Source organism: Variovorax boronicumulans (assembly GCF_009811375.1).
Classification (GTDB): Bacteria; Pseudomonadota; Gammaproteobacteria; order Burkholderiales; family Burkholderiaceae_C; genus Variovorax; species Variovorax boronicumulans.
Map to the genome: position 1 here is coordinate 44,197 of NZ_BKDH01000002.1, position 21,982 is coordinate 66,178.

A 21,982-nucleotide genomic window follows, 5' to 3' on the forward strand; every position below is an offset into this window, starting at 1 on the left:
GGGATTACCTTACTCCATCGTCAAAAAAGGCGCACAACTTCATATAATTTCATGCAGACTACTTAGATTGCTCGGAAGTAAATCCATTTTTAAAATTCACGAAGTAGTAGGCAAGAATAAAAATTGTAGTGACGGCTAAGGAAAGGATGAATGCCGAGATGCTCTTTGAAGTCGCCATTCCGCCTATCAGTGGAAGCAGACAAAAGCCCCCCCATCCAAATGAGCGAAGAGTGGATCGAATCAACGGCCCCCATTCATTTTTGAGAATTTTGTTGAGCCAAAACAACATCCAAACCCAACATATAGCGCTGCCAGTGGAAAAAAGTGCTATGGCCATCTCTAGATTTTCCTGCCACGCACCTATAGCTATTGCGCCCGCGCGGACGAGGAGTAAGACAACATGAAAGAGCAGATGCTGCTTTTGTTTTTCCATGACCTCGAACAAAGTGCTAAGCGGGGAGGTGACGAATACAAAATACAACCACGGCGCCATCCATTGAGCAAAGAATCCAGCTTGGCGCCATTCGGGGCCAAACACGAACCCGAACAATTCGGGTCCAGCCACCATCAAAACCAATGCGGGAGCCGCCGCAATTTTTGTTAGCTGTCCATGAACACGAGCCATGATGCCGGCGATTTCCCCCGTTCGATAGGCTTCAGCTGCATTTGAAAGAAAAACACTTCCAATGGCCGAACCAATCACCGACATTGGCAACATTAGCACGCGCTGCGCGAGTGCGTATAGCCCTGCAGCTATGGGGCCAAATAGTGCGGCTAGCATTAATGGGGGAATTTGACTGCCGGCTGCATTTAACAACGCCGCCCATGTGGAGTAGAGAGGAAATTGCCTATACCGATAAACAATCAACGGGATGTTCGAAAATTTTGCTTGTAAAAAATTGATATTTTTTGAAGACTTCCTACAAAGAGTTCCTCCCCCAACGGCCTGCCCTATAACTTGCCCGCCGATCAAAGCTAGAGATCCAAATTTGAAGCCAAACAATTGAACGGACAACGTACTTGCCACCTGCAAAACGCGGCCTGTCGCAATAGATTGAAACTCCTTTTTTCGAATGGCCCAATAATTCAGCGTTTGATAAATTCCAGAAAAAAACACGCCAAAGGGAAAAAGCCATAAGTATTTTGAAAGCGAAGGGGCATCCAACATCCGGGAAGCCGCATCCCCAAAGAAACCTACGACAATCGCGCTCAATCCCGCAATAATCGTGACGAGCAACGCGCAGAGGACAACTATAGAAACGGCCTCTTGATCATCTTCAGGCAAAGGAATTGCCAATTCAAACCGCAGGCTCGCCACCACGGTAAAAATACCTAGCAGCCCTGCATAAATGGCCAAGACTCCAAAGTCCTCAGGAGTAAATATTCTTGTTAAAGCGGGGGCGACAAGTATTGCTAATAGTTGTGACCCTGCGGCGCCTGCAACTAACGCAACCACGCCGCGGATAAATTTGTTATTCTTTACCATATCGGTTCACGGTTAAATAAGTTTGGCAAGACCTCCCACCAAAATTCAAGGTCAGTTGGCATTATTGCCAGCCTTTTTACCCCCTCAAAAAATCAGGTCACACTTCCATATTAGCTTTGAGTAGCGCCCTCCCAAGTGATTCGACAATTAGTTCTTGCGATTTTTCTGTCAAATATGGATGAAAGGGCAAACTCAGAACTTGCTGAGCAGCCGTATCGCCCCTAGGCAATTGAAGATTGAGGTTTGCCACAGCAGGCTGCAGGTTTAATGGAGTAGGGTAGTGAATTGCAGTTGGAATGCCTGAGATATCAAGCTGTCGTTGCAATGGATTTCGATTTAAAACCCTAATTGTGTATTGCGCATATGCGCTAATATTATGGCTTTCAATATATGGAACATCTTGAACCCCTATTTCAGGCAGCATCGATTCGTATTTTTTTGCTACAATCTGGCGCAGCGAGATTTCTTCTTCAAAAATCTCCATCTTTTGCAATAGGATTGCCGCTTGCAGAGTATCCAAGCGGCTGTTGACGCCCACACGAATATGGTGGTAGCGACGGTCTTGCCCATGCCGGGCAATCTGCCGCATTACCTTGGCTAGCTCGTCGTTGTTGGTGAAGATCGCTCCGCCGTCGCCATAACACCCCAACGGCTTGCTAGGGAAGAAGCTCGCGCAGGCAACAGTGCTCAGGTTGCCACTCTTGCGCCCCTTGTAGGTGGCGCCAAAACTTTGCGCCGCATCTTCGATCACTGGAATGCCGTACCGAACTGCGATGGCGTTAATAACGTCGAAGTCGGCGCACTGGCCGTACAGGCTCACCGGAACGATGGCCTTAGTTCGCGGAGTAATCGCAGCCTCCAACAGCGCCGGATCCAGGTTATAGGTGCGCGGATCGATGTCCACGTATACAGGCTTGGCACCCAACAGCGCCACCGTTTCGGCAGTCGCAATGTAGGTGAAGCCAGGTGTGATGACTTCATCACCAGGGCCGATGCCCAGTGCCATTTGAGCGATCTGCAAAGCATCCGTGCCGTTGGCCACGGTGATGCAATGCTTGGCGCCCGTGTAGGCAGCCAGCTTCTCCTCCAATTCGGCGACTTCAGGGCCGAGAATGTATTGACCATGCGCCAACACGCGCTGAATGGCGGCATCTATCTGGTCCTTGATGCGGGCTTGCTGGGTCTTGAGGTCGATGAATTCGATCATGGCGTCTTGGCATCCAACTTGGTCACGGCATTGCCGTCGAGTACGTAGCGCGCGCCGGTGTGCGCGCAAATGGCTTCTGCTGTGCCTTTCAGCGGCAACGCGAGTTGCTCGCCGAACTCGCTCATCCAGCCGATCTGTCTGGCGGGCACGCCGACCATGAGTGCATAGGCCGGCACGTTCTTGTTGATCACGGCGCCGGCGCCGACAAAGGCGTATTCGCCTACGGTGTTGCCGCAGACGATGGTGCAATTGGCCCCCAGCGTCGCGCCGCGCTTCACGAGGGTGCGGCGGTATTCGTCCTTGCGCGTGACGGCCGAGCGCGGGTTGTAGACATTGGTGAAAACCATGCTCGGCCCGCAGAACACGTCGTCTTCCAGGGTCACCGCGTCATAGACGCTGACGTTGTTCTGGATCTTGACGTTGTGGCCGATGGTTACGTCGTTGCCGACGTAGACGTTCTGGCCCAGCGAACAGCCTTCGCCGATCGACGCCTGTGCGCTGACGTGCACCCAGTGCCAGATGCGGGTGCCGTCGCCGATGCGGGCGCCCTCGTCGACGATTGCGGTGGGGTGGGCGTTGTATGCCATGCCGGTCTCGCGGTGCGTCAGGCGAGATGCCGCACGAACGGATGCACTTCACCCTGCTCGCCTTGAACGGGCGTGGCGCTGCGGATCACGTTCACGGTTTCGATGCAGTGGCGCGCATCCTCGAGGCCATAGCCACGGCCGGCCAGAATCTCCTTGTAGCTCACCGTGTGCAGGTCGGTGAAGCCTTCCGAAAACTCGAGCTTCTCCCCGCTGATGTCGATGTTGCGGAAGGTGGTCTTCTTGCCTTTCACATCGGCCGGCAGATCGTTGGCGTCGATGGACAGGAACCAGCGCACGCGCGCGCGTTCGTATTCAAGGTAGCCCGCCGCCTTGGCCGTGCCGCTGTAGTGCACCACGTTGCGCTGCAGCTTGCCGAAGATGAAGTGCAGCATGTCGTAGAAGTGCACGCCGATGTTGGTCGCCACGCCGAACGATTTGCGGTTGTCGCCCTTCCAGCTTTCCATGTACCACTTGCCGCGAGAGGTGATGTAGGTCAGTTCGACGTCAAACTTAGTGTCCGCGGGCGCCGCTGCCACCTTGTCGCGCAACTTCAGGATGGCTTCGTGATGACGCAGCTGCAGGATGTTGAAGACGCGCTTGCCGGTTTCCTTTTCAACACGCTGCAGTTCGTCGACGAGGTCGGGCGTGGGCACCAGGGGCTTCTCGCAGATCACGTCGCAACCCAGGCGCAGGCCCGCCGCGATGTGCGGATGGTGCAGGTAGTTGGGGCTGCAGATCGACACATAGTCCAGCGCGGTCGCGGGGTTGCGCTTGAGCTGCTGCGCGTGTTCGTAGAAGCGCTCGAACTCGGTGAAGAACTCGCTCTGCGGCGAAATGCTGTCGATGACGCCGACCGAATCGTTGATATCGTAGGCCACCGCCAGATGGTTGTCGGTGTCCTTGATGGCGCGCATGTGGCGCGGAGCGATGTAACCGGCAGCGCCAATGAGGGCAAAGTTTTTCATATTGGGGAAGAAACGGGGAAACGGGAAATGGCTTACAGGCGGAACACGGAGAAGCCGCTGTCACGGGCATCCTGCGCGTTGAACAGGCTCTTGACGTCGACCAGCACGGGCTGCTTGCCTCGGCATAAAGCACGTAGCTCAGTCAGCGTCGCGCCGCGATACTCGTTGTGACCTACAGCGACCACGAGGGCATCAACCGGGTGGTCCACATCAACCCGGCCAAGTTGAAGGCCGTACTCACGGGTCACCTCTTCAGCGTCCGCCCATGGGTCCACAATTTCTACGGAAGCGCCCCATGCCTCGAACTCGCGAACCATATCAACGATCTTGCTGTTGCGGATGTCGGGGCAGTTTTCTTTGAAAGTGATGCCCAGCACGCCGATGCGGCAGCGCGGCACGTCCATGCTGTTCTTCAGCATCAGCTTGATAGTGTTGCGGGCCACGTAGCGCGCCATGTTGTCGTTGATGCGGCGCCCGGCCAGTATCACCTGAGGGTGATAGCCGACCTGTTCCGCCTTGTGCGTGAGGTAGTACGGGTCCACACCAATGCAGTGCCCCCCCACAAGGCCCGGGCGGAAGGGCAGAAAATTCCACTTGCTTCCTGCGGCCTCGAGCACGTCGAGCGTGTCGATGCCCAGGCGCTCGAAGATCACGGACAGCTCATTGACTAGCGCGATGTTCAGGTCACGCTGTGTGTTCTCGATCACCTTGGCGGCCTCGGCCACCTTGATGCTGGCGGCCTTGTGCGTGCCGGCGGTGATGATCTCGTTGTAGAGCGCATCCACAACATCGGCCACCTCGGGCGTGCTGCCACTCGTGATTTTCTTGATCTTGGTGAGCGTATTGACCTTATCGCCGGGGTTGATCCGCTCCGGGCTGTAGCCACAGAAGAAATCGACATTGAATTTCTTGCCGCTGAATTTTTCCAACACGGGCACACACACTTCTTCTGTCGCACCGGGATAGACCGTTGATTCGAAGATGACGATCGCCCCCTTCGACATGACCTTGCCGACGGTTTCGCTGGCCTTGACCAGCGGCGTCAGATCGGGACGGTTCGCATTGTCGATAGGCGTAGGCACGGTCACGATAAAGACAGCACAGTCACGCAAATCATCGGCATGCGACGTGAATGCCAGCTGCGTCGCAGCCTTCAACTCTTCGCTGGTGGTTTCGAGCGTGTGATCGTGTCCACCCTGCAGTTCCGTGATGCGTTTGGCATTGATATCGAAGCCGACCACCCGACGCTTCTTGCCAAACTCCACAGCGAGGGGAAGGCCCACGTAGCCAAGGCCGATGATCGCGATAGGTTGAGTTGATTGAATGACTTGCATATTGAAAGCACTGGAGACGAAAAATTGGCGACAGACTCGATCAAGAGTCATGCCGCCACACCGCATTCGCGGCTGCTGACTTCAAGAGCAGTCAGACCCGTGACGCAAACCTCAAAAACTCGGCCCGGGTCAGACTCAATTAGCGATGTCTGACGTAAACCTCGCTGGCGTTGTTGACCACCTGTGCCGACGGCAGGATCAGACTGACCACGCGGTTCCACTTGACCAGCGGCACCGGGTCGACATACACGACGTCCTGCGACTGCAACCGGAACTGGCTGGCTAGAGCCATCGTCGCCGGGTTCTTGGCGTTCAGATGGAAGATGGCCGGCGCGCCGGTCGCGCCTTGGCGAATCACATAGATCTGGCCGGCGTTGGAGGTGGTCGTCATCGGACCACCCGCCTCGCCCAAGGCCTCGCTGAGGCTCAAACGCCCGTTGCTGCGCATGGACAGAGCGACAGGCGCCATGATTTCGCCCATCACGAAGACCTTGGAGTCTTCCCGGTGCGCCACACGAACGGTATCGCCGTTCTTCAGGGGGATGTTGTTCCCGTCGTAGCCGGCCTCACGCAGCCGGGTCATGTCGATCGGGACTGAGCGGCCATCGCGAATGAGCGTGACGGCCGCGCGATTGGCATTGGCCGTCATGCCACCGGCACGGTTGATTGCCTCGTTCAGCGTCATGGGCACATCAGTGAAGATCTGAGACCCCGGAACGCGCACTTCGCCTTCCACATAAGCGCGACGGCTTCGGAAGGACTGGATACGCACCGTCACCTGCGGATCGCGAACATGCGGCCGCAGCAGCTTTCCGATCAGGTCAGAAGCGTCGCCTTCGCTCAGCCCTGCCACGCGCACGCGACCTATGTAGGGAAAGGCAATCTCACCATCCGCATCGACGATGAAGCCTGGCGCCACCTGCACACCAGTCGGGTCGGCCGACTGCGAAATCACAGCACCCGCATTGGGCAGCAGCTCAGGGTGGTCGTACACGATGACGCCCACGACGTCGCCCGACCCAATGGTGTAGCGCGCGCCCTTGCCAAACAAGGCCTGCACCTCAGGCGGCACGCCCTTGGGCGACACCTCCGCCAGCGTACGCACCAGCGCCAGCGAGATCGGAGTGATTTCGCCCTCAGGCGCTTCATCAGGAAGGTAGCGGAACTGCGACGGCAACTCGCCGCCCGCTTCGTAAGGCTCCACAGAACCCATGCCGGGCACCACGGCACAGCCCTGGAGCAATACCGCGCCGGCAAGCGCTACCCACGCGAGGGCTTTCGCATCTCTTCTCAATTCAGGTCCCTTGAAAGTCAGTCAGTCGTATCAACAACGAAGCGGCGATAGAACGGCAATTCCCGGAGGCATGCGAGGCTCGCACATCCGCTCTCTTGTATCGCGCTTCTTTTTCAAACACTTGTGATCGCCGCCACTACGCGGCACCATTTATGTAAAAATTTGAACAGCTATAGTCGCGCTGAAACTGGCAAATTCAGGCAACAAAGGTGCAGAATTCATCGCAGGGTCACGCAAGAATCTGGCGCACCCAGGGCGAATGCGCTCTGACAGACAGAAGTCTTGAAGGTCGATTTCGCGCGGCCGCTCCCCACTGCTCCCCTCTCATCGTACCAGTGCAGTGCACTGTCAATGGGGCTTTGCCTGCGTTCCAGGATGCTTCCGGAATGCCCGCACTGCGCCGTTTTGCCTTCTTTTCGAGAGCAAAACACGACGTATCCGGCCGGTTCTACCCATCCCGCGAAATTGGAAACAAGACGTTCCAAAGCGTAGTCGGCAAGGTTTGGCTACGGAGACTGGGTACCCTCCGTCCGTTCCGGGCAGGAGCCGCCAGCGGTCATGCCTCAGTTGCAGTCCAGCACACCCGCCGCGCCGCCGTCTTGCCCTCCCGCTTCCGCAGGCATACTGGCACCCCTTTCAACAGCAGGTCTTCAGCACCCTTTCTGAATCATGAGCATCCTCAGCGAATTCAAGGAGTTTGCCGTCAAGGGCAACGTCATCGACCTCGCCGTCGGCGTGATCATCGGGGCGGCGTTCGGCAAGATCGTCGACTCGCTCGTGGCCGACATCATCATGCCGCTCGTGGGCATGGTGTTCGGGAAGCTCGACTTCTCGAACCTCTACGTGATCCTGGGCACGGTGCCGCCGGGCGTGACGAACACGCTGGCGGAGTTGAAGAAGGCCGGCGTGCCGGTGCTGGCGTATGGCAACTTCATCACGATTGCGGTCAATTTCGTGATCCTCGCCTTCATCATCTTCATCATGGTCAAGCAGATCAACAAGCTGCGCAAGACCGAAGAGGCCGCGCCCGCAGCGCCGGCCGCCACGCCGGAAGACATCACGCTGCTGCGCGAAATCCGCGACAGCCTGAAGCGCCCCTGAGCTTTTCTTACTGGCCGCGCGCTCAGACGCCGGCCAGCGTTCGCGCCATGCGCAGCGCCTCGACAAGGCTCGAGGCATCAGCCACACCCTGGCCCGCAATGTCGAACGCCGTGCCGTGATCCGGGCTGGTGCGCACCAGCGGCAGCCCGAGCGTCACGTTCACGCCCTTCTCCACCCCGAGGTACTTGACCGGGATCAGGCCCTGGTCGTGGTACATCGCGATCACCACGTCGAACTCGCCGCTGGACGGCACGCCGGCCTTGGCGCGCGCGCGCATGAAAACGGTGTCGGGCGCATGGGGCCCGTGGGCGTCGATGCCCTCGGCGCGCGCGGCCTCGATGGCCGGCGCGATGACGGTGCGCTCTTCCGAACCGAACAGGCCGCCCTCGCCCGCGTGCGGGTTGAGCCCGGCCACGCCGATGCGCGGCGGCCGCCCGAGGGCATGGGTCAAGGCGCGGTGGGTGATGCGCAGCGTGTCCAGCACGCCGTCGAAGCGCACGGCCTCGATGGCGTCGCGCAGCGACATGTGGATGCTCACGAGCACGGTGCGCAGCTCGTCGTTGGCCAGCATCATGCGCACGGGCACGTCGGCCACGGTGCGGCCCAGATGGGCGGCGGCCTCGGCCTGCAGCAGCTCGGTGTGGCCGGGGTACGGAAAGCCGGCCGCGGCCAGCGCTTCCTTGTGCAGCGGTGCGGTGACGAGGGCCGAGATCTCGCCGCGCAATGCGGCGCGCGCAGCCCACACCACACAGTCGCCGGCGGCGCAGCCGGCTTCGGCGCTGATGCGCCCCTGCACGATGCCCTGCGGCGGCGCGATCACCTGCAGCACCGGGATGCACCCCGGCGGCACGGCAACCACTTCAGCGACGCTGGCGATCTCCACGACAGGCCACCCCAGCCGCCCCGGCGCCGCGAGCGCCTGCGAGGCTTTTCGCAGCGTGCCGACGTCGCCGGCCACGAACGCACCGCGCACGGCGTCGGGCGCGTCGCGGAAGGCCTTGGCAATGATCTCGGGGCCGATGCCGGCCGGGTCGCCGAGCGTGATCGCGATCGGCGCCTTCATGCGGGGTTGTCGATGTCGATGAATTCGTGCTTCAGCCCGAGCTGGGCCGCCACATGGGCGGCCACGGCCTGCGCGCCGTAGCGCTCGGTGGCGTGGTGGCCGCAGGCCAGGAAGGCCACGCCCAGCTCGCGGGCGTAGTGCGCCTGCGGCTCGGAAATCTCGCCGGTGATGAAGGCGTCGGCGCCGGCCGCAATGGCGGCCTCGAAGTAGCCCTGGGCACCGCCCGTGCACCACGCGATGTTCTTGATCGGGCGATGGGCCGTGTCGACCAGCGTGACGGGCCGTTTCAGCACCTTCTCGACATGGGTCGCCAGGGCCTTGGCGCTGGCGAAGTTCTCGCCGTTTTCGCGCGCGCCCAGAAAGCCCAGCTCCTGTTCGCCGAAGCGGCCGGCCGACCCCGGGTGCGCCACGAGCCCCAGCTGCAGACCGAGTTGCGCGTTGTTACCCAGCTCGGGGTGCGCGTCGAGCGGCAGGTGGTAGGCGAAGAGGTTGACGTCGTCGCCCAGCAGCAGGCCCAGGCGCTGCTTCATCCAGCCGGTGACGCAGCCGTCCTGGCCGCGCCAGAACAGGCCGTGGTGGACGAAGATGGCATCGGCCTCGGCGTGGATCGCGGCCTCGATCAGCGCGCGGCTGGCGGTCACGCCCGAGACGATCTTGCGGACCACGGTGCGCCCTTCGACCTGCAGGCCGTTGGGTCCGTAATCCTTGAAGCGCCCGGGGGCCAGCAGCAGGTCGAATGCGTGAAGCAGTTCGTGGCGTGTGGTGCTCATCGCGACATTGTCGCGCTCCCTGCGGCCGGCGCGCCATCGCGCATCGGGTGGCCGCGTGCGGCCAGGGGCCACAGGGCCAGCAGGAAGCCCAGCGCCGCCAGCGCGGCGACGTAGTGCGCCGGCGCCATGGTGTCGTGCTGCAGCCAGAGCGTGAGGATCACCGGCGTCAGGCCGCCGAAGACGGCATAAGACATGTTGTAGGCGAACGAAAGCCCCGTGAAGCGCACCGGCGCCGGAAAGGCGCGCACGCCCGCGATCGGCACCGTGGCGATGGTGCCCACGAACAGACCCACCAGCCCGTAGTGCCAGAACAGCGTGGCCGGCGTGCCGGGCAGCCCGGTGTAGAACAGGTAGGCGGTGGCAAAGAGGCCGCCCCAGCCGATGAGCATCACGGCGCGCGTGCCGATGCGGTCGCTGGCCCAGCCGACGATCACGCAGCCGATGGTCAGGGTCAGCGTGGCGAGTGCGTTGGCCTCGAGCGCCAGCGCCGCCGGAATGTGGTGCACCTTCTGCAGGTAGGTGGGCGTGTACAGCACCACCACGACGATCGCGGCCGACAGCACCCAGGTCTGCAGCCCCACGTACACGCTCGCCAGGCGGTGCTCGCGCAGCACGGTGCGCAGCGGCAGCTCGCGGGCGACCGTCTTGCGGCCGGCCAGCTCCTTGAAGACCGGCGTCTCGTGCAGGAAGCGGCGCAGGTACACCGAGAACAGCCCGAACACGCCGCCCAGGATGAAGGGAATGCGCCAGGCGAAGTCGTGCACCTGCTCGGGCCCGTAGTAGCGGTTGATGGCCACCGCCACCAGCGAGCCCAGCAGGATGCCGCCGGTGATGCCCGAGGTCAGCGTGCCGATGCCGAAGCCGTAGCGCTTGGCCGGCACGTGCTCGCCCACGAACACCCAGGCGCCGGGCATTTCGCCGCCGATGGCTGCGCCCTGCAGCACGCGCATGGCCAGCAGCAGCAGGGGTGCCGCGACGCCGATGCTCGCGTAAGTGGGCAAGAGGCCGATCACCAGCGTGGGCGCCGCCATCAGGAAGATCGACAGCGTGAACATGCGCTTGCGCCCCAGCAGGTCGCCGAAGTGCGCGATGACGATGCCACCCACGGGCCGCGCGAGGTAGCCCGCCGCGAAGATGCCGAAGGTCTGCAGCTGGCGCAGCCAGTCGGGCATGTCGACGGGGAAGAACAGCGCGCCCAACACGGTCGCGAAGAAGACGTAGATGACGAAATCGTAGAACTCGAGCGTGCCGCCGAGTGCGGACAGGGCCAGGGTCTTGTAGTCGCGCGCATCGAGCGTGCGCGCCGGAGCGGGCGCGGTGCCGTCCGTGTAGGTAGCTTCTGAGGTCATGGCAGGCAGGGGTATCGTGGCCGCTCGCCTGCCTTGAACCGGATAGGGGCAGAGCGTGGCACGCCGACGAAAGGATCGCCTGGCCGCGTCCGCCTGGTGGGCGGCGCGGAAGGCCTGAGGGGGCGATCCGGGTCGGATCGCCTGCCGATACTAAGGGTTAGCCCGTATTCACGCCCCGAAGGCCGCGCAATCTCGACCCTGCCGCGCGGTCTATGGCGCGAGGCCGGTTGAGGGACAATTGCAACCGGCGCCGTCTTTCAGCGCTTTTCCAACGCTCTTTCTTCAAGCTTTCATGAAACGCACCTGGCTGCTCTTTGCCCAAGCCGTGACCGTCCTGCTGGCGGCCTACTTCGTCGTCGCGACGCTCAAGCCCGAGTGGATCCACAAGCGCTCGACCTCGCTGGGCGGCGTGGTGTCCATCGTGGAAGCGCCCAGCGGCGCGCCGGCCGTGCCCGCCGCGGGCAGCCTGAGCGCGGCGGCCAAGAAGGCCTCGCCGGCGGTCGTGAGCATCAACACCAGCAAGGCCGCGCAGCGCCACCCGCGCAGCAACGACCCCTGGTTCCGCTTCTTCTTCGGAGACCAGGCCGACCAGCCCCAGGTGGGCCTGGGCAGCGGCGTCATCGTGAGCACCGACGGCTACATCCTCACCAACAACCACGTGGTCGAGGGCGCCGACGAAATCGAGGTCACCCTGAACGACAGCCGCCACGCGCGCGGCAAGGTGATCGGCACCGACCCCGACACCGACCTGGCCGTGCTCAAGATCGAGCTCGACAAGCTGCCGGTGATCGTGCTGGGCAACTCCGACGAGCTGCTGGTGGGCGACCAGGTGCTGGCCATCGGCAACCCCTTCGGCGTGGGCCAGACCGTGACCAGCGGCATCGTCTCGGCGCTGGGCCGCAACCAGCTGGGGATCAACCAGTTCGAGAACTTCATCCAGACCGACGCGGCCATCAACCCCGGCAACTCGGGCGGCGCGCTGATCGACGTCAACGGCAACCTGCAGGGCATCAACACCGCCATCTACTCGCGCTCGGGCGGCAGCATGGGCATCGGCTTCGCCATCCCGGTGTCGATGGCCAAGATCGTGCTCGAGGGCATCGTGAAGGAAGGCCAGGTGCGCCGCGGCTGGATCGGCGTCGAGCCGAGCGACCTGTCGCCCGAACTGGCCGAGACCTTTGGCGTGAAGGCCGACGCGGGCGTGATCATCACCGGCGTGCTGCAGAACGGCCCCGCCGCCAAGGCCGGCATCCGCCCGGGCGACGTGATCACCTCGGTGGGTGAGAAGAAGACCGACAGCGTGCAGGCCCTGCTGACCGCCGTCGCCGGCCTCAAGCCAGGCGACACAGCACGCTTCGCGCTGCAGCGCGGCACCGACAAGATGGAACTGGACGTGACGCCAGGACTGCGACCGAAGAGTCCGATCCGGCAGCAGTTGCCCAACAACGAATAGGCGGGAAACGACAGCGGCTCCGGCCGCAGATCGGACAGCAAAAAAAAGCGGCCCTCGGGCCGCTTTTGTTTTGGGGGGCAGGAGCCGATCGATCCGGGGGATCAGGAACTGCCGGAAGACCCCGAACCCGCGCCCTCTTCTTCACTCTCGGGCGCCTTGCCCGTTCCTGCGAAATAGCGCGCCCCGATGATCCCCACCTCGTACAGCAGGCACATCGGCACCGCCAGCGCGAGTTGCGAGACCACGTCGGGCGGCGTGAGCACCGCGGCCACCACGAAGGCGATCACGATGAAGTAGCCGCGGAACGAGCGCAGCTTCTCGATGGTGACCATCTCGAAGCGCACTAGCAGCATCACCACGATCGGCACCTGGAAGGCGACGCCGAAGGCGATGTACAGCGACAGGATGGCCTCCACGTACGACGAGATGTCGGGCGTGGCCGCCACCGCCGCGGGCGTGAACTTCTGGATGAAGCCGAACATCTTGTCCAGCACGAACAGCTGCACGAAGGCGATGCCGCCGTAGGCCAGCACGCTGCCGAAGAAGATCAGCGGCAAGGCGAAGCGCTTCTCGTGGCTGTACAGGCCCGGCGCGACGAACATCCAGGCCTGGTACATGAGCCAGGGCAGCGCCAGCAGCACGGCCGCCATCATCAGCACCTTGAGCGGCACGAAGAACGGCGAGAACACGCCGATGGCGATCAGCTTGGCGTCCGGCGGCATGTGCGCACGGATCGGCATGGCGATGATGTCCATCAGCCCGCCCGGACCGGGCCAGATCGCCAGCAGGATGCCCGCGACCGCGAGGCCATAGACGCAGTACAGCAGCCGGTCGCGTAGCTCGACCAGGTGCTGCACGAACGGCTGCTCGGTGCCCGCCAGCTCGTCTTCTTCTTTGTTCTTGTTGTCGGAATCGGCCATGGGGAAAGGAGAAAGCGTGGGAGACACAGGCGCACGGGGCGCCCGGGAACGCCGCAGGGCGTGCGCGCGTACGTCAGTTGATCTTGTGGGGGCGGAAGCGGGCGACCCGCGCCGCGCCCGACAGCGCCTTGGTGCGCACGCCGTTGCGCGCCTTGTACCAATTCGGCGTGGCGCCCTGCTTCAGGCGCCAGTTCTTGCGGGGATGCCTGTATTCGGGCACCGCCTGCTCGGGCTCGGCCAGTGCCGACAGGGTGTCGCCGGACGCGCCGGAAAACTGCTTCTCGAACTCGCTGGCGCCGGTGTGGATGCTGTGCTCCACGTCGCGCGCCGCGTCCTCGACCGTGGTCTTCATCTTGCGGAGCTCGTCGAGCTCCATGGAACGGTTGACTTCGGCCTTGACGTCGTTCACGTAGCGCTGTGCCTTGCCGAGCAGGGCGCCCACCGTGCGTGCAACGCGCGGCAGCTTCTCCGGCCCGATCACGATCAGCGCCACGACGCCGATGAGCGCCAGCTTCTCAATGCCGAGGTCGATCACGGATGTGTGCCTGCGGTGCTCAGGACTTCTGGCGCGCTTCGACGTCGATCGTCGACTTGTCGCTGTTGGCCGGCTGGCCGGTCACTTGCTGCGTGGGGGTCGGTGCAGCGGAGGCGTCAGGGGAGGCCGAGCCGTCCTTCATGCCGTCCTTGAAGCCCTTGACGGCGCCACCGAGATCCGAACCCATGTTCCGCAGCTTCTTGGTGCCGAAGATCATGACCACGACGAGCAGCACGATCAGCCAGTGCCAGATGGAAAAAGAACCCATGGAGAACTCCTAAGAATGTGTCCGATTTTAGTCGGGGGGAATGTGACAGTTTGGCTTAACCCTGCTCAGCCGCGAAGCCAGGGCCGGGGGCCGCCCATGACGTGCACATGGAGATGGTGAACCTCCTGCCCGCCCTCGGTGCCGGTGTTCACGACGACCCGGTAGCCGCCGTCCGGATAGGGCCGGCAGCCCTGCTCCAGCGCCAGCTGGGGGGCCAGCGTCATGATCTTGCCCATGAGCGCCGAATCCTCGGGCGTGAGCTGCGCCATCGAGGCGATGTGCTTCTTGGGCACCAGCATGAAATGCACGGGCGCCCAGGGGGCGATGTCGTGGAAACCGAACAGGTCGTCGTCTTCGTAGACCTTGCGCGAGGGGATCTTGCCTTCGATGATTTTGCAGAAGACGCAGTTCGGATCAGATGACATCTTTGGGTTCCATGGGACGGCCGTCGTTCATCCGGATCATGCCTTTCACGATCCGGTAGAGGAACCACAGCGAAATCAGGCTCCAGGCGATCCAGCCCGGCACGAACAGCAGCAGCCAGAGCCACGAGGTGACGATGTACAGCAGGCCGGCCCACAGCACCGAGCGGATGCGCCAGCTGAAGTGCGAGGCCTGCCAGGTGCCGGCCGCGTCGTCGCGCTTCACGAAATCGATCAGGAGGGCGATGAGCAGCAGCAGCACGGAGGCCTGTGCGCCCGGCACGACCGCGCCGATGGCCACGATCAGGTGCAGCACGTAGCTGACCCAGCCCCAGGTCTTGAGGGAGTCGTCGGGTTCCACGTTCACGATGTCATTGGCCATGGTCGATGCCCTTTCAATCGATCATTCAGTCGTTGGAAGCTTCGCGGGCCTGCACCTTGCGCAGGGCTTTTTCCTCGATGCCACTGGTGCCCTCGCGGCGCTCGAGCTCCGCGACGACGTCGGCCGGCGAGAAACCGTAGTGGGCCAGCGCCACCATGGTGTGGAACCACAGGTCGGCCACTTCGTTCACTATTTTCGAGCGGTCGCCGCCGTGATCGGCATCCTTGGCGGCCATCACGACCTCGGTGGCTTCCTCGCCGATCTTCTTGAGGAAGGCGTCGGGGCCCTTATGCAGCAGCCGGGCGACGTAGCTCTTCTCGGGGTCGCCACCGTTCGCGGGCAGGCGGCTCTCGAGCACCGCGGCCAGGCGGGCGAGCGCGTCGGAGGTGTTCGAATCGTTCACTGTGGCGCTCATTTGTAGATCGACTCCGGGTCTTTCAAGACCGGTTCGACCACGGTCCACTGGCCCTTCTCGTACTTGCTGAAGAAGCAGCTGTGGCGGCCGGTGTGGCAGGCGATGCCGGGCTCGTGACCCAGCTGGGTCACCTTGAGCAGCACCACGTCGTTGTCGCAGTCCAGGCGGATCTCGTGCACGGTCTGCACGTGGCCCGACTCCTCGCCCTTGAACCACAGCTTGCTGCGCGAGCGGCTGAAATACACCGCGCGGCCCAGCTCGGCGGTCTTCTCGAGCGCCTCGCGGTTCATCCACGCGAACATGAGCACGTCGTTCGTGCCTTGTTCCTGGGCGATCACGGGCACCAACCCGTTCGCGTCCCACTTCACTTCATCGAGCCAATTCATGGGGATATTGTCGAGGATAGGAAAAGACCCTTCCGGTCCCGCTCAGGCGTCGATGCGCACGGGAATCCCGCGCTCGGCCATGCGCGCCTTGGCCTCGCCCACGGTGTGCTCGCCGTAGTGGAAGATGCTCGCGGCCAGCACCGCGTCGGCGCCGCCCTTCTGGATGCCGTCGGCCAGGTCGTCGAGGTTGCCGACGCCGCCCGAGGCGATCACGGGCACGTTGACCGCGTCGCTCACGGCGCGCGTCAGGGCCAGGTCGAAGCCGCTCTTGGTGCCGTCGCGGTCCATGCTGGTGAGCAGGATCTCGCCCGCGCCGCGGCGCGCCATCTCGGTCGCCCACTGCACCACGTCCAGGCCGGTATTCTTGCGCCCGCCGTGGCTGTAGACGTCCCAGCCCGCGCCGCGCGTGGCGGCGTCTTCGGGGCTGCGGCGCTTGGCGTCGATGGCGACCACGATGCACTGCGAGCCGTACTTCTGGGCCGCGTCGCTGATCACCTGCGGATCGGCGATGGCGGCCGAGTTGAAGCTGGTCTTGTCGGCGCCCGCGTTGAGCAGCCGACGCACGTCGGCCACGGTGCGCACACCGCCGCCCACGGTCAGCGGAATGAAGACCTGCGAGGCCACCGCTTCGATGATCGGCAGGATCAGGTCGCGACCGTCGCTGGTGGCCGTGATGTCCAGAAAGGTGAGTTCGTCGGCGCCCTGCGCGTTGTAGCGCGCGGCGATCTCGACCGGGTCGCCGGCATCGCGCAGCTCGAGGAAGTTGACGCCCTTGACGACGCGGCCGCCGGTGACGTCGAGGCAGGGAATGATGCGTTTGGCAAGCATGGGGTGGTGAACCAGGGAGAAATCAGAGAACGCAAAGCTGTTGCCAGCCCTGCCATTGGGCGCCGGGCGCCAGCACGACGGGTTCGTCGATGCGGGCCGCCTCGACGCACAGCATGTGGCGAAAGCCCTCTGCGGGCATGTCCGCGAGTGTCGCACCGAGCACGGCACCGGGGTTCCAGACCACAGTTTCGGTGCAGGTTTCGCTCTGGGTGATTTCGAGCGTGCCGCCGGGCTGGACCAGCCGCAGCGGCTGCGCCGGGGCCGTGTAGACGCTGTCGAACTCGGCGTCGAACTGCAGCGCGGCAGCGGTTTCGGTCTGGCGCACGTCACGCACCGCGTCCCAGCGGGCGGCGCCCTGCAGGCCTTCGAGGCGCACGGCGGCGATGTCGTCCACGCGCAGGTAGGTGTGCAGCGCGGCCGAAAACGGCCAGGGCACGTCGCCGGTGTTGGCCAGGGTGAGCGCTGTGCGCAGCCGGCCGGCGGCGAGCGTGGCGTCCATCCGCGCCTCGAAGGCATGCGGCCAGAGCCGGCGGGTGGCGTCGTTGTCGCGCAGCACCAGCCGCAGCGTGTCGGGCGCGCCCGATTCCTCGCGAATCCAAGGCAGATTGCGCATGAAGCCATGCTTGGGGAGCATGCCGCGCTGGTTGAACTGGGGGCAGCACAGGGGAATGCCGCCGCGGATGGCAGTTTGGCCGTCAAAAACGGCCTTCGGACTCAGATACAGTCGCTCCCCACCGCGGGCCGGGGCCCAGGAAAGCACCTGGGCGCCATGCAGCGCCACCGTCAGCGTGCTGCCATCGGCCGCCACGGCGTGCAACGCCGGCTGGCCTCGAAACTCGATCGAGCGGATATCCATGTGAGGAATTGTAGGCAGCCGCCGCATCCTGACAGCGGGCCATTGCGTGCATCCGCCTTTCTTGGATACCCTGTGCCGGGTCGGTCCCGTGCACTCGAAAAGAACCACTCTCACACGACAAAGGGGATACGCATGAAGAAAAAGCTGCCCATGGCCGCCTGGATCCTGATCGCCATGGTGCTCGGCATCATCGTCGGTTACATGATCTTCACCAGCTTTCCCGACAAGAAGGCCGCCAAGGAGATCGCGGACTACGTCTCCATCGTCTCCGACGTCTTCCTGCGCCTGATCAAGATGCTGATCGGCCCGCTGGTGTTCTCCACGCTGGTGGTGGGCATCGCGCACATGGGCGACGCCAAGTCGGTGGGCCGCGTGTTCGGCAAGGCCATCGGCTGGTTCCTCACGGCCTCGCTGATCTCGCTGGTGATCGGCCTGGTCATGGCCAACCTGCTCAAGCCCGGCGAGAACCTGGGCCTGCCGCTGCCCGACATCGGCGCCTCGGCCAACCTGGCGACCAACAAGTTCACCTTCAAGGACTTCGTGAGCCACACGGTGCCCAAGTCGTTCGTGGAGGCGATGGCCAACAACGAGATCCTGCAGATCGTGGTGTTCTCGATGTTCTTCGGCGTGGCGCTGGCCTCGCTCGGCGACAAGGCCAAGACGCTGGTGGCCGCCATCGAGGAGCTGTCGCACGCCATGCTCAAGATCACGGGCTACGTCATGAAGCTCGCGCCGCTGGCGGTGCTGGCGGCCATGGCCGCCACCGTGGCCGTGAACGGGCTGGGCATTCTCGTCAAGTTCGCCGTGTTCATGCGCGACTTCTACCTGGGCCTGTTCGTGCTGTGGGGCGTGCTCATCATGGCCGGCCTGCTGTTCCTCGGACCGCGCGTGTTCAAGCTGCTGGTGCTCATCAAGGAGGCGTTCCTGCTGTCGTTCGCTACGGCGAGCTCCGAAGCCGCCTACCCGAAGATCCTGCAGGCGCTCGACCGTTTCGGCGTGAAGCGCAAGATCTCCAGCTTCGTGATGCCGATGGGCTACTCGTTCAACCTCGACGGCTCGATGATGTACTGCACCTTCGCCGTGCTGTTCATCGCACAGGCTTACGACATCCACATGCCGATCAGCACGCAGATCACCATGCTGCTGATCCTGATGCTCACCTCCAAGGGCATGGCCGGCGTGCCGCGCGCCTCGCTGGTGGTGATCGCCGCCACGCTGAACCACTTCGACATTCCCGAGGCCGGCCTGCTGCTGATCCTGGGCGTGGACACCTTCCTGGACATGGGCCGCTCGGCCACCAACGCGGTGGGCAATTCCATCGCCACGGCCGTGGTCGCCAAGTGGGAGGGCGAGCTGCTGTCCGAGAGCGATGCCGAGGCCAACGCCAAGGTGCTCGACGAGGAAGCCGCCGCCACCCTCGCCCATCCGGCGCACGCGTGAGGCGCCACGCCATGACGCGCATCGCCACGCTGCCCTCCGCTGCCGCCGCATGGCTGCTGGCGGCCGTGGTCCTGGCCTTGCCGGCCGGCCCTGCGCAGGCGCAGGAGCTCCTCACCGGCACGCTGGCCAAGGTGCGCGAGAGCGGCACCATCGCCATCGGCCACCGCGAGGCCTCGGTGCCTTTTTCGTACCTCAATGCGCGCAAGGAGCCGATCGGCTATTCCATCGAGCTGTGCCGCGCGCTCGTCACGGCCATCGAGGACACGGTCAACAAGAGTCTCACGATCAAGTGGGTGCCCGTCACCTCCGACTCGCGCATCGACGCGGTCGTGAGCGGCCAGGTCGACCTGGAGTGCGGCTCCACCACCAGCAACCTGGAGCGCCAGAAGCGCGTGGCCTTCTCGCCGACCATGTTCGTCTCGGGCACCAAGGTGCTGGTGAAGAAGGGCGCGCCGATCCAGTCGTTCCGCGACCTGGCCGGCAAGAAGGTGGCGGTGACGGCGGGCACCACCAACGAGAAGACGCTGCGCGACCTGTCGCAGAAGTTCAAGCTCAACATCGAGCTGAAGGTGGCGCGCGACCATGCCGAGTCGTTCGCGCTCGTGAAAGAAGGCCAGGCCGACGCCTTCGCCACCGACGACGTGCTGCTCTACGGCCTGATCGCCCGCGACGCCGCCAAGGCGCAGTACGAGGTGGTGGGCGACTTCCTCTCCTACGACCCGTACGCGGTCATGTACCGCAAGGGCGACCCGCAGCTCAACAAGGTGGTGGTCGACACCTTCCAGGTGCTGGCGGAAGACGGCGAGATCCACCGCCAGTACAAGCGCTGGTTCATGCGCAAGCTGCCTTCGGGGGAAAGCCTCAACCTGCCGATGAGCGCGCAGCTGGAAACGATCATCCAGACGATGGCGGTGAAGGCCGAGTAGGCCCGTCTGCCCTTCGTCCCTAGCGCGTCGGCCAATCCCAGCGCGGGATCTCGCTCATGTCGAGGTTCGCGATGCGGGTCTCGCCGAAGCGCTTTTCGAGCACCACCGGCTGCAGGCCTTCGCTGTCGTCCAGGGCGGCGATCAGGCGCGCCGCATGCGACACCACGATCACCTGCGACGACCGCGCGGCCTGCGCGATGAGGCGGCCCAGCGCGGGCAGCAGGTCGGGGTGCAGGCTGGTCTCGGGCTCGTTGAGCACCAGCAGCGCGGGCGGACGGGGCGTCAGCAGCGCCGCGATCCACAGCAGGTAGCGCAGGGTGCCATCCGACAGTTCGGCGGCCGTCAGGGGCCGCAGCAGGCCGTGCTGGTGCATCAGTGTCTCGAAGCGGTCGCCGTTCGCCTGCACCTCGACGCGGGCGCCCGGAAAGGCGTCGTCCACGGCGCTATCGAGCGCCTCGCCGTCGCCGATCTCGCGAATGGTCTGCAGGGCGGCGGCCAGGTCGGCGCCGTCGTTGGCGAGCACGGGCGTGTAGGTACCCAGCTGCGGCTGGCGCGCCGGGGCGTCGGCGTCCGAGCGGAAGTGGTCGTAGAAGCGCCAGGAGCGCATCTGCTCGCGCAGCGTGAGCATCTCGGGCGCGTCGCGCGGGTCGGCGTGCTCGGTCATCATGCTGGCGAAGGCGGGAATCGGCCGGCCGACGGCCTGCCAGCCCTTGCCGTCGCGCAGGCGCAGCGCGGCGCCCTTGCGGTCGACCAGGTGCGTGGAGGGACGCAGCAGCGGGCCGCTCCAGATCGCCTCGTGCTTGATCTGCGGGTCGTGCGAGAAGGCCGAGGACGGGATCGGCGGCGGCAGGCCGATGTCGATGGCGTAGCCGAAATCGTCGGCCTTGGCGCCGGCGAAGCCCAGCTTCAGCGCCACCGGCTCGCTGCGCGTAGTGCCCTGCACCGGCTGTTCGCCGCGCAGCATGGCCGCCGAAAAGCGCTCGGGCCCGGCCCACAGCGTGGAAGACAGCCCGCCCTCGCGCACCAGCGAGCGGATCACGCCGCCGTTGGCGATGTCGGCCAGCAGCCGCATCGCGCGGTACACGCTCGACTTGCCGCTGCCGTTGGCGCCCGTGACCACCGTGAGGCGGCCCAGCGGCACCGTCAGCTGGCGCAGCGAGCGGTAATTGGCGATGGCGAGCGCGGAGAGCACGCGCCGCTACGGCAAAGGCGTCAGGCGCCGGCCAGCTCGTCCGCGCGCGCCTGGGCGGCGGCGAAGTCGAGGTCGCCCGAGTAGATGGCGCGGCCGCAGATCACGCCCTCGACGCCTTCGGACTCGACCGCGCAGAGCTGGTCGATGTCGGCCATGTTCGAGAGGCCCCCCGAGGCGATCACGGGGATGGTCAGCGCCTGCGCGAGCTTGACGGTGGCGTCGATGTTGATGCCCGAGAGCATGCCGTCGCGGCCGATGTCGGTGTAGATGATCGATTCGACGCCGTAGTCCTCGAACTTCTTGCCCAGGTCGGCCACTTCGTGGCCCGTGAGCTTGCTCCAGCCGTCGGTGGCGACCTTGCCGTCCTTGGCATCGAGCCCCACGATGATGTGGCCGCCGAAGGCGCTGCAGGCGTCCTTCAGGAAGCCGGGGTTCTTGACCGCGGCGGTGCCGATGATCACGTAGCGCAGGCCGTCGTCGATGTAGCGCTCGATGGTGTCGAGGTCACGGATGCCGCCGCCGAGCTGCACGGGGATGTCCTCGCCGACTTCCTTCAGGATCGCCTTGATCGCTGCGTGGTTCTGCGGCTTGCCGGCGAAGGCGCCATTCAGGTCGACCAGGTGCAGCCGACGGGCGCCGGCCTGGACCCATTTGCGGGCCATGGCGGCGGGGTCTTCGCTGAAGACCGTGGATTGGTCCATGTCGCCCTGCTTGAGGCGAACGCAGTGGCCGTCTTTGAGATCAATGGCGGGAATGAGGAGCATGGAAGTGACGCGAGTGTGCGAAAGCCGGGCTGCCAACGG

General features: G+C 63.9%; 24 protein-coding genes. 4 read left to right on the forward strand and 20 right to left on the reverse strand.

From position 1 onward, the window contains the following. Positions 1–58: 58 nt before the first annotated feature. From VHAB30_RS20100 to VHAB30_RS20125, 6 genes are all read right to left on the reverse strand, one after another. A complete protein-coding gene (locus VHAB30_RS20100; protein ID WP_159278412.1) occupies positions 59–1,486 on the reverse strand; it encodes a lipopolysaccharide biosynthesis protein in 1,428 nt (475 codons plus the stop codon). Positions 1,487–1,583: 97 nt separating this feature from the next. Further along, on the reverse strand, positions 1,584–2,693 hold the full coding sequence (locus tag VHAB30_RS20105; protein ID WP_159278413.1) for a DegT/DnrJ/EryC1/StrS family aminotransferase: 1,110 nt from the start codon (positions 2,691–2,693) through the stop codon (positions 1,584–1,586). Next, on the reverse strand, positions 2,690–3,280 hold the full coding sequence (locus tag VHAB30_RS20110) for an acyltransferase (protein ID WP_159278414.1): 591 nt from the start codon (positions 3,278–3,280) through the stop codon (positions 2,690–2,692). Before VHAB30_RS20110 ends, VHAB30_RS20105 begins: the two co-directional genes overlap by 4 nt. Before the next feature lie 17 nt (positions 3,281–3,297). Then, positions 3,298–4,245: a Gfo/Idh/MocA family protein gene (locus tag VHAB30_RS20115; protein ID WP_159278415.1), complete on the reverse strand. Its 948-nt coding sequence runs from the start codon at positions 4,243–4,245 to the stop codon at positions 3,298–3,300. A gap of 32 nt (positions 4,246–4,277) precedes the next feature. Continuing rightward, positions 4,278–5,579, reverse strand: coding sequence for a Vi polysaccharide biosynthesis UDP-N-acetylglucosamine C-6 dehydrogenase TviB (gene tviB / locus VHAB30_RS20120; RefSeq protein WP_159278416.1), 1,302 nt, complete (start codon positions 5,577–5,579; stop codon positions 4,278–4,280). A gap of 139 nt (positions 5,580–5,718) precedes the next feature. Then, on the reverse strand, positions 5,719–6,792 hold the full coding sequence (locus VHAB30_RS20125) for a polysaccharide biosynthesis/export family protein (RefSeq protein WP_082818073.1): 1,074 nt from the start codon (positions 6,790–6,792) through the stop codon (positions 5,719–5,721). A gap of 750 nt (positions 6,793–7,542) precedes the next feature. On the opposite strand from VHAB30_RS20125, the gene mscL reads away from it, so the two are divergent. Further along, positions 7,543–7,974 (forward strand): large conductance mechanosensitive channel protein MscL, encoded by a 432-nt coding sequence (gene mscL / locus VHAB30_RS20130; protein WP_062473649.1) that lies wholly within the window; start codon positions 7,543–7,545, stop codon positions 7,972–7,974. A gap of 22 nt (positions 7,975–7,996) precedes the next feature. Here mscL and pdxA read toward each other — a convergent pair whose 3' ends face one another. Genes pdxA through VHAB30_RS20145 form a run of 3 tightly spaced genes read right to left on the reverse strand, consistent with a single transcriptional unit; the run spans position 7,997 to position 11,156 of the window. Next, the gene (gene pdxA, locus VHAB30_RS20135; protein WP_159278417.1) at positions 7,997–9,037 is read right to left on the reverse strand and encodes a 4-hydroxythreonine-4-phosphate dehydrogenase PdxA; all 1,041 of its coding nucleotides are present in this window, start codon (positions 9,035–9,037) and stop codon (positions 7,997–7,999) included. Continuing rightward, positions 9,034–9,807, reverse strand: coding sequence for a Nif3-like dinuclear metal center hexameric protein (locus VHAB30_RS20140; RefSeq protein ID WP_062473645.1), 774 nt, complete (start codon positions 9,805–9,807; stop codon positions 9,034–9,036). The genes pdxA and VHAB30_RS20140 overlap by 4 nt, the downstream gene beginning before the upstream one ends. Beyond that, positions 9,804–11,156: an MFS transporter gene (locus VHAB30_RS20145; RefSeq protein ID WP_159278418.1), complete on the reverse strand. Its 1,353-nt coding sequence runs from the start codon at positions 11,154–11,156 to the stop codon at positions 9,804–9,806. The genes VHAB30_RS20140 and VHAB30_RS20145 overlap by 4 nt, the downstream gene beginning before the upstream one ends. A 292-nt stretch (positions 11,157–11,448) precedes the next feature. Here VHAB30_RS20145 and VHAB30_RS20150 point away from each other — a divergent pair, with 292 nt between their 5' ends. Next, on the forward strand, positions 11,449–12,609 hold the full coding sequence (locus VHAB30_RS20150; RefSeq protein ID WP_062473641.1) for a S1C family serine protease: 1,161 nt from the start codon (positions 11,449–11,451) through the stop codon (positions 12,607–12,609). 101 nt (positions 12,610–12,710) lie between these two features. Here VHAB30_RS20150 and tatC read toward each other — a convergent pair whose 3' ends face one another. The 9 genes from tatC to VHAB30_RS20195 form a co-directional block, all read right to left on the reverse strand. Beyond that, on the reverse strand, positions 12,711–13,529 hold the full coding sequence (tatC, locus tag VHAB30_RS20155) for a twin-arginine translocase subunit TatC (protein WP_159278419.1): 819 nt from the start codon (positions 13,527–13,529) through the stop codon (positions 12,711–12,713). A gap of 73 nt (positions 13,530–13,602) precedes the next feature. Continuing rightward, positions 13,603–14,064, reverse strand: coding sequence for a Sec-independent protein translocase protein TatB (tatB, locus tag VHAB30_RS20160; protein ID WP_062471652.1), 462 nt, complete (start codon positions 14,062–14,064; stop codon positions 13,603–13,605). 19 nt (positions 14,065–14,083) lie between these two features. Further along, complete coding sequence (gene tatA / locus VHAB30_RS20165) at positions 14,084–14,332, reverse strand: Sec-independent protein translocase subunit TatA (protein ID WP_159278420.1); 249 nt, start codon at positions 14,330–14,332, stop codon at positions 14,084–14,086. A gap of 65 nt (positions 14,333–14,397) precedes the next feature. After that, positions 14,398–14,757 carry a histidine triad nucleotide-binding protein gene (locus tag VHAB30_RS20170; RefSeq protein ID WP_159278421.1) on the reverse strand — a complete coding sequence of 120 codons (360 nt, stop codon included), beginning with the start codon at positions 14,755–14,757 and terminating at the stop codon, positions 14,398–14,400. Then, positions 14,747–15,136, reverse strand: coding sequence for a DUF4870 family protein (locus VHAB30_RS20175; RefSeq protein ID WP_056572726.1), 390 nt, complete (start codon positions 15,134–15,136; stop codon positions 14,747–14,749). Before VHAB30_RS20175 ends, VHAB30_RS20170 begins: the two co-directional genes overlap by 11 nt. Positions 15,137–15,161: 25 nt before the next feature. After that, a complete protein-coding gene (locus tag VHAB30_RS20180; RefSeq protein WP_139701050.1) occupies positions 15,162–15,551 on the reverse strand; it encodes a phosphoribosyl-ATP diphosphatase in 390 nt (129 codons plus the stop codon). After that, positions 15,548–15,937, reverse strand: a complete 390-nt coding sequence (gene hisI / locus VHAB30_RS20185; protein WP_095743771.1) for a phosphoribosyl-AMP cyclohydrolase — start codon at positions 15,935–15,937, stop codon at positions 15,548–15,550. Before hisI ends, VHAB30_RS20180 begins: the two co-directional genes overlap by 4 nt. A 42-nt stretch (positions 15,938–15,979) precedes the next feature. Then, positions 15,980–16,765, reverse strand: coding sequence for an imidazole glycerol phosphate synthase subunit HisF (gene hisF / locus VHAB30_RS20190; RefSeq protein ID WP_056572731.1), 786 nt, complete (start codon positions 16,763–16,765; stop codon positions 15,980–15,982). A gap of 22 nt (positions 16,766–16,787) precedes the next feature. Next, a complete protein-coding gene (locus VHAB30_RS20195) occupies positions 16,788–17,648 on the reverse strand; it encodes a D-hexose-6-phosphate mutarotase (protein WP_308789337.1) in 861 nt (286 codons plus the stop codon). 105 nt (positions 17,649–17,753) lie between these two features. Here VHAB30_RS20195 and VHAB30_RS20200 point away from each other — a divergent pair, with 105 nt between their 5' ends. Together VHAB30_RS20200 and VHAB30_RS20205 are read left to right on the forward strand one after the other, a co-directional pair. Then, a complete protein-coding gene (locus VHAB30_RS20200; protein ID WP_070059926.1) occupies positions 17,754–19,061 on the forward strand; it encodes a dicarboxylate/amino acid:cation symporter in 1,308 nt (435 codons plus the stop codon). Between the two features lie 11 nt (positions 19,062–19,072). After that, positions 19,073–19,987: an amino acid ABC transporter substrate-binding protein gene (locus VHAB30_RS20205; protein ID WP_159278423.1), complete on the forward strand. Its 915-nt coding sequence runs from the start codon at positions 19,073–19,075 to the stop codon at positions 19,985–19,987. Between the two features lie 19 nt (positions 19,988–20,006). Here the strand turns inward: VHAB30_RS20205 and VHAB30_RS20210 are convergent, their stop codons facing one another. Together VHAB30_RS20210 and hisA are read right to left on the reverse strand one after the other, a co-directional pair. Then, positions 20,007–21,179, reverse strand: a complete 1,173-nt coding sequence (locus VHAB30_RS20210) for an AAA family ATPase (RefSeq protein WP_159278424.1) — start codon at positions 21,177–21,179, stop codon at positions 20,007–20,009. Between the two features lie 20 nt (positions 21,180–21,199). Next, positions 21,200–21,943 carry a 1-(5-phosphoribosyl)-5-[(5-phosphoribosylamino)methylideneamino]imidazole-4-carboxamide isomerase gene (gene hisA, locus VHAB30_RS20215; RefSeq protein WP_159278425.1) on the reverse strand — a complete coding sequence of 248 codons (744 nt, stop codon included), beginning with the start codon at positions 21,941–21,943 and terminating at the stop codon, positions 21,200–21,202. Positions 21,944–21,982: the final 39 nt, after the last annotated feature.

What these genes read in the sequence shown, in the direction of transcription:
- VHAB30_RS20100 (WP_159278412.1), bottom strand. Translation starts at nt 1,486, where the DNA reads ATGGTAAAGAATAACAAATTTATCCGCGGCGTGGTTGCGTTAGTTGCA.
- VHAB30_RS20105 (WP_159278413.1), bottom strand. Translation starts at nt 2,693, where the DNA reads ATGATCGAATTCATCGACCTCAAGACCCAGCAAGCCCGCATCAAGGAC.
- VHAB30_RS20110 (WP_159278414.1), bottom strand. Translation starts at nt 3,280, where the DNA reads ATGGCATACAACGCCCACCCCACCGCAATCGTCGACGAGGGCGCCCGC.
- VHAB30_RS20115 (WP_159278415.1), bottom strand. Translation starts at nt 4,245, where the DNA reads ATGAAAAACTTTGCCCTCATTGGCGCTGCCGGTTACATCGCTCCGCGC.
- tviB (WP_159278416.1), bottom strand. Translation starts at nt 5,579, where the DNA reads ATGCAAGTCATTCAATCAACTCAACCTATCGCGATCATCGGCCTTGGC.
- VHAB30_RS20125 (WP_082818073.1), bottom strand. Translation starts at nt 6,792, where the DNA reads ATGGGTTCTGTGGAGCCTTACGAAGCGGGCGGCGAGTTGCCGTCGCAG.
- mscL (WP_062473649.1), top strand. Translation starts at nt 7,543, where the DNA reads ATGAGCATCCTCAGCGAATTCAAGGAGTTTGCCGTCAAGGGCAACGTC.
- pdxA (WP_159278417.1), bottom strand. Translation starts at nt 9,037, where the DNA reads ATGAAGGCGCCGATCGCGATCACGCTCGGCGACCCGGCCGGCATCGGC.
- VHAB30_RS20140 (WP_062473645.1), bottom strand. Translation starts at nt 9,807, where the DNA reads ATGAGCACCACACGCCACGAACTGCTTCACGCATTCGACCTGCTGCTG.
- VHAB30_RS20145 (WP_159278418.1), bottom strand. Translation starts at nt 11,156, where the DNA reads ATGACCTCAGAAGCTACCTACACGGACGGCACCGCGCCCGCTCCGGCG.
- VHAB30_RS20150 (WP_062473641.1), top strand. Translation starts at nt 11,449, where the DNA reads ATGAAACGCACCTGGCTGCTCTTTGCCCAAGCCGTGACCGTCCTGCTG.
- tatC (WP_159278419.1), bottom strand. Translation starts at nt 13,529, where the DNA reads ATGGCCGATTCCGACAACAAGAACAAAGAAGAAGACGAGCTGGCGGGC.
- tatA (WP_159278420.1), bottom strand. Translation starts at nt 14,332, where the DNA reads ATGGGTTCTTTTTCCATCTGGCACTGGCTGATCGTGCTGCTCGTCGTG.
- VHAB30_RS20170 (WP_159278421.1), bottom strand. Translation starts at nt 14,757, where the DNA reads ATGTCATCTGATCCGAACTGCGTCTTCTGCAAAATCATCGAAGGCAAG.
- VHAB30_RS20175 (WP_056572726.1), bottom strand. Translation starts at nt 15,136, where the DNA reads ATGGCCAATGACATCGTGAACGTGGAACCCGACGACTCCCTCAAGACC.
- VHAB30_RS20180 (WP_139701050.1), bottom strand. Translation starts at nt 15,551, where the DNA reads ATGAGCGCCACAGTGAACGATTCGAACACCTCCGACGCGCTCGCCCGC.
- hisI (WP_095743771.1), bottom strand. Translation starts at nt 15,937, where the DNA reads ATGAATTGGCTCGATGAAGTGAAGTGGGACGCGAACGGGTTGGTGCCC.
- hisF (WP_056572731.1), bottom strand. Translation starts at nt 16,765, where the DNA reads ATGCTTGCCAAACGCATCATTCCCTGCCTCGACGTCACCGGCGGCCGC.
- VHAB30_RS20195 (WP_308789337.1), bottom strand. Translation starts at nt 17,648, where the DNA reads ATGCGGCGGCTGCCTACAATTCCTCACATGGATATCCGCTCGATCGAG.
- VHAB30_RS20200 (WP_070059926.1), top strand. Translation starts at nt 17,754, where the DNA reads ATGAAGAAAAAGCTGCCCATGGCCGCCTGGATCCTGATCGCCATGGTG.
- VHAB30_RS20205 (WP_159278423.1), top strand. Translation starts at nt 19,073, where the DNA reads ATGACGCGCATCGCCACGCTGCCCTCCGCTGCCGCCGCATGGCTGCTG.
- hisA (WP_159278425.1), bottom strand. Translation starts at nt 21,943, where the DNA reads ATGCTCCTCATTCCCGCCATTGATCTCAAAGACGGCCACTGCGTTCGC.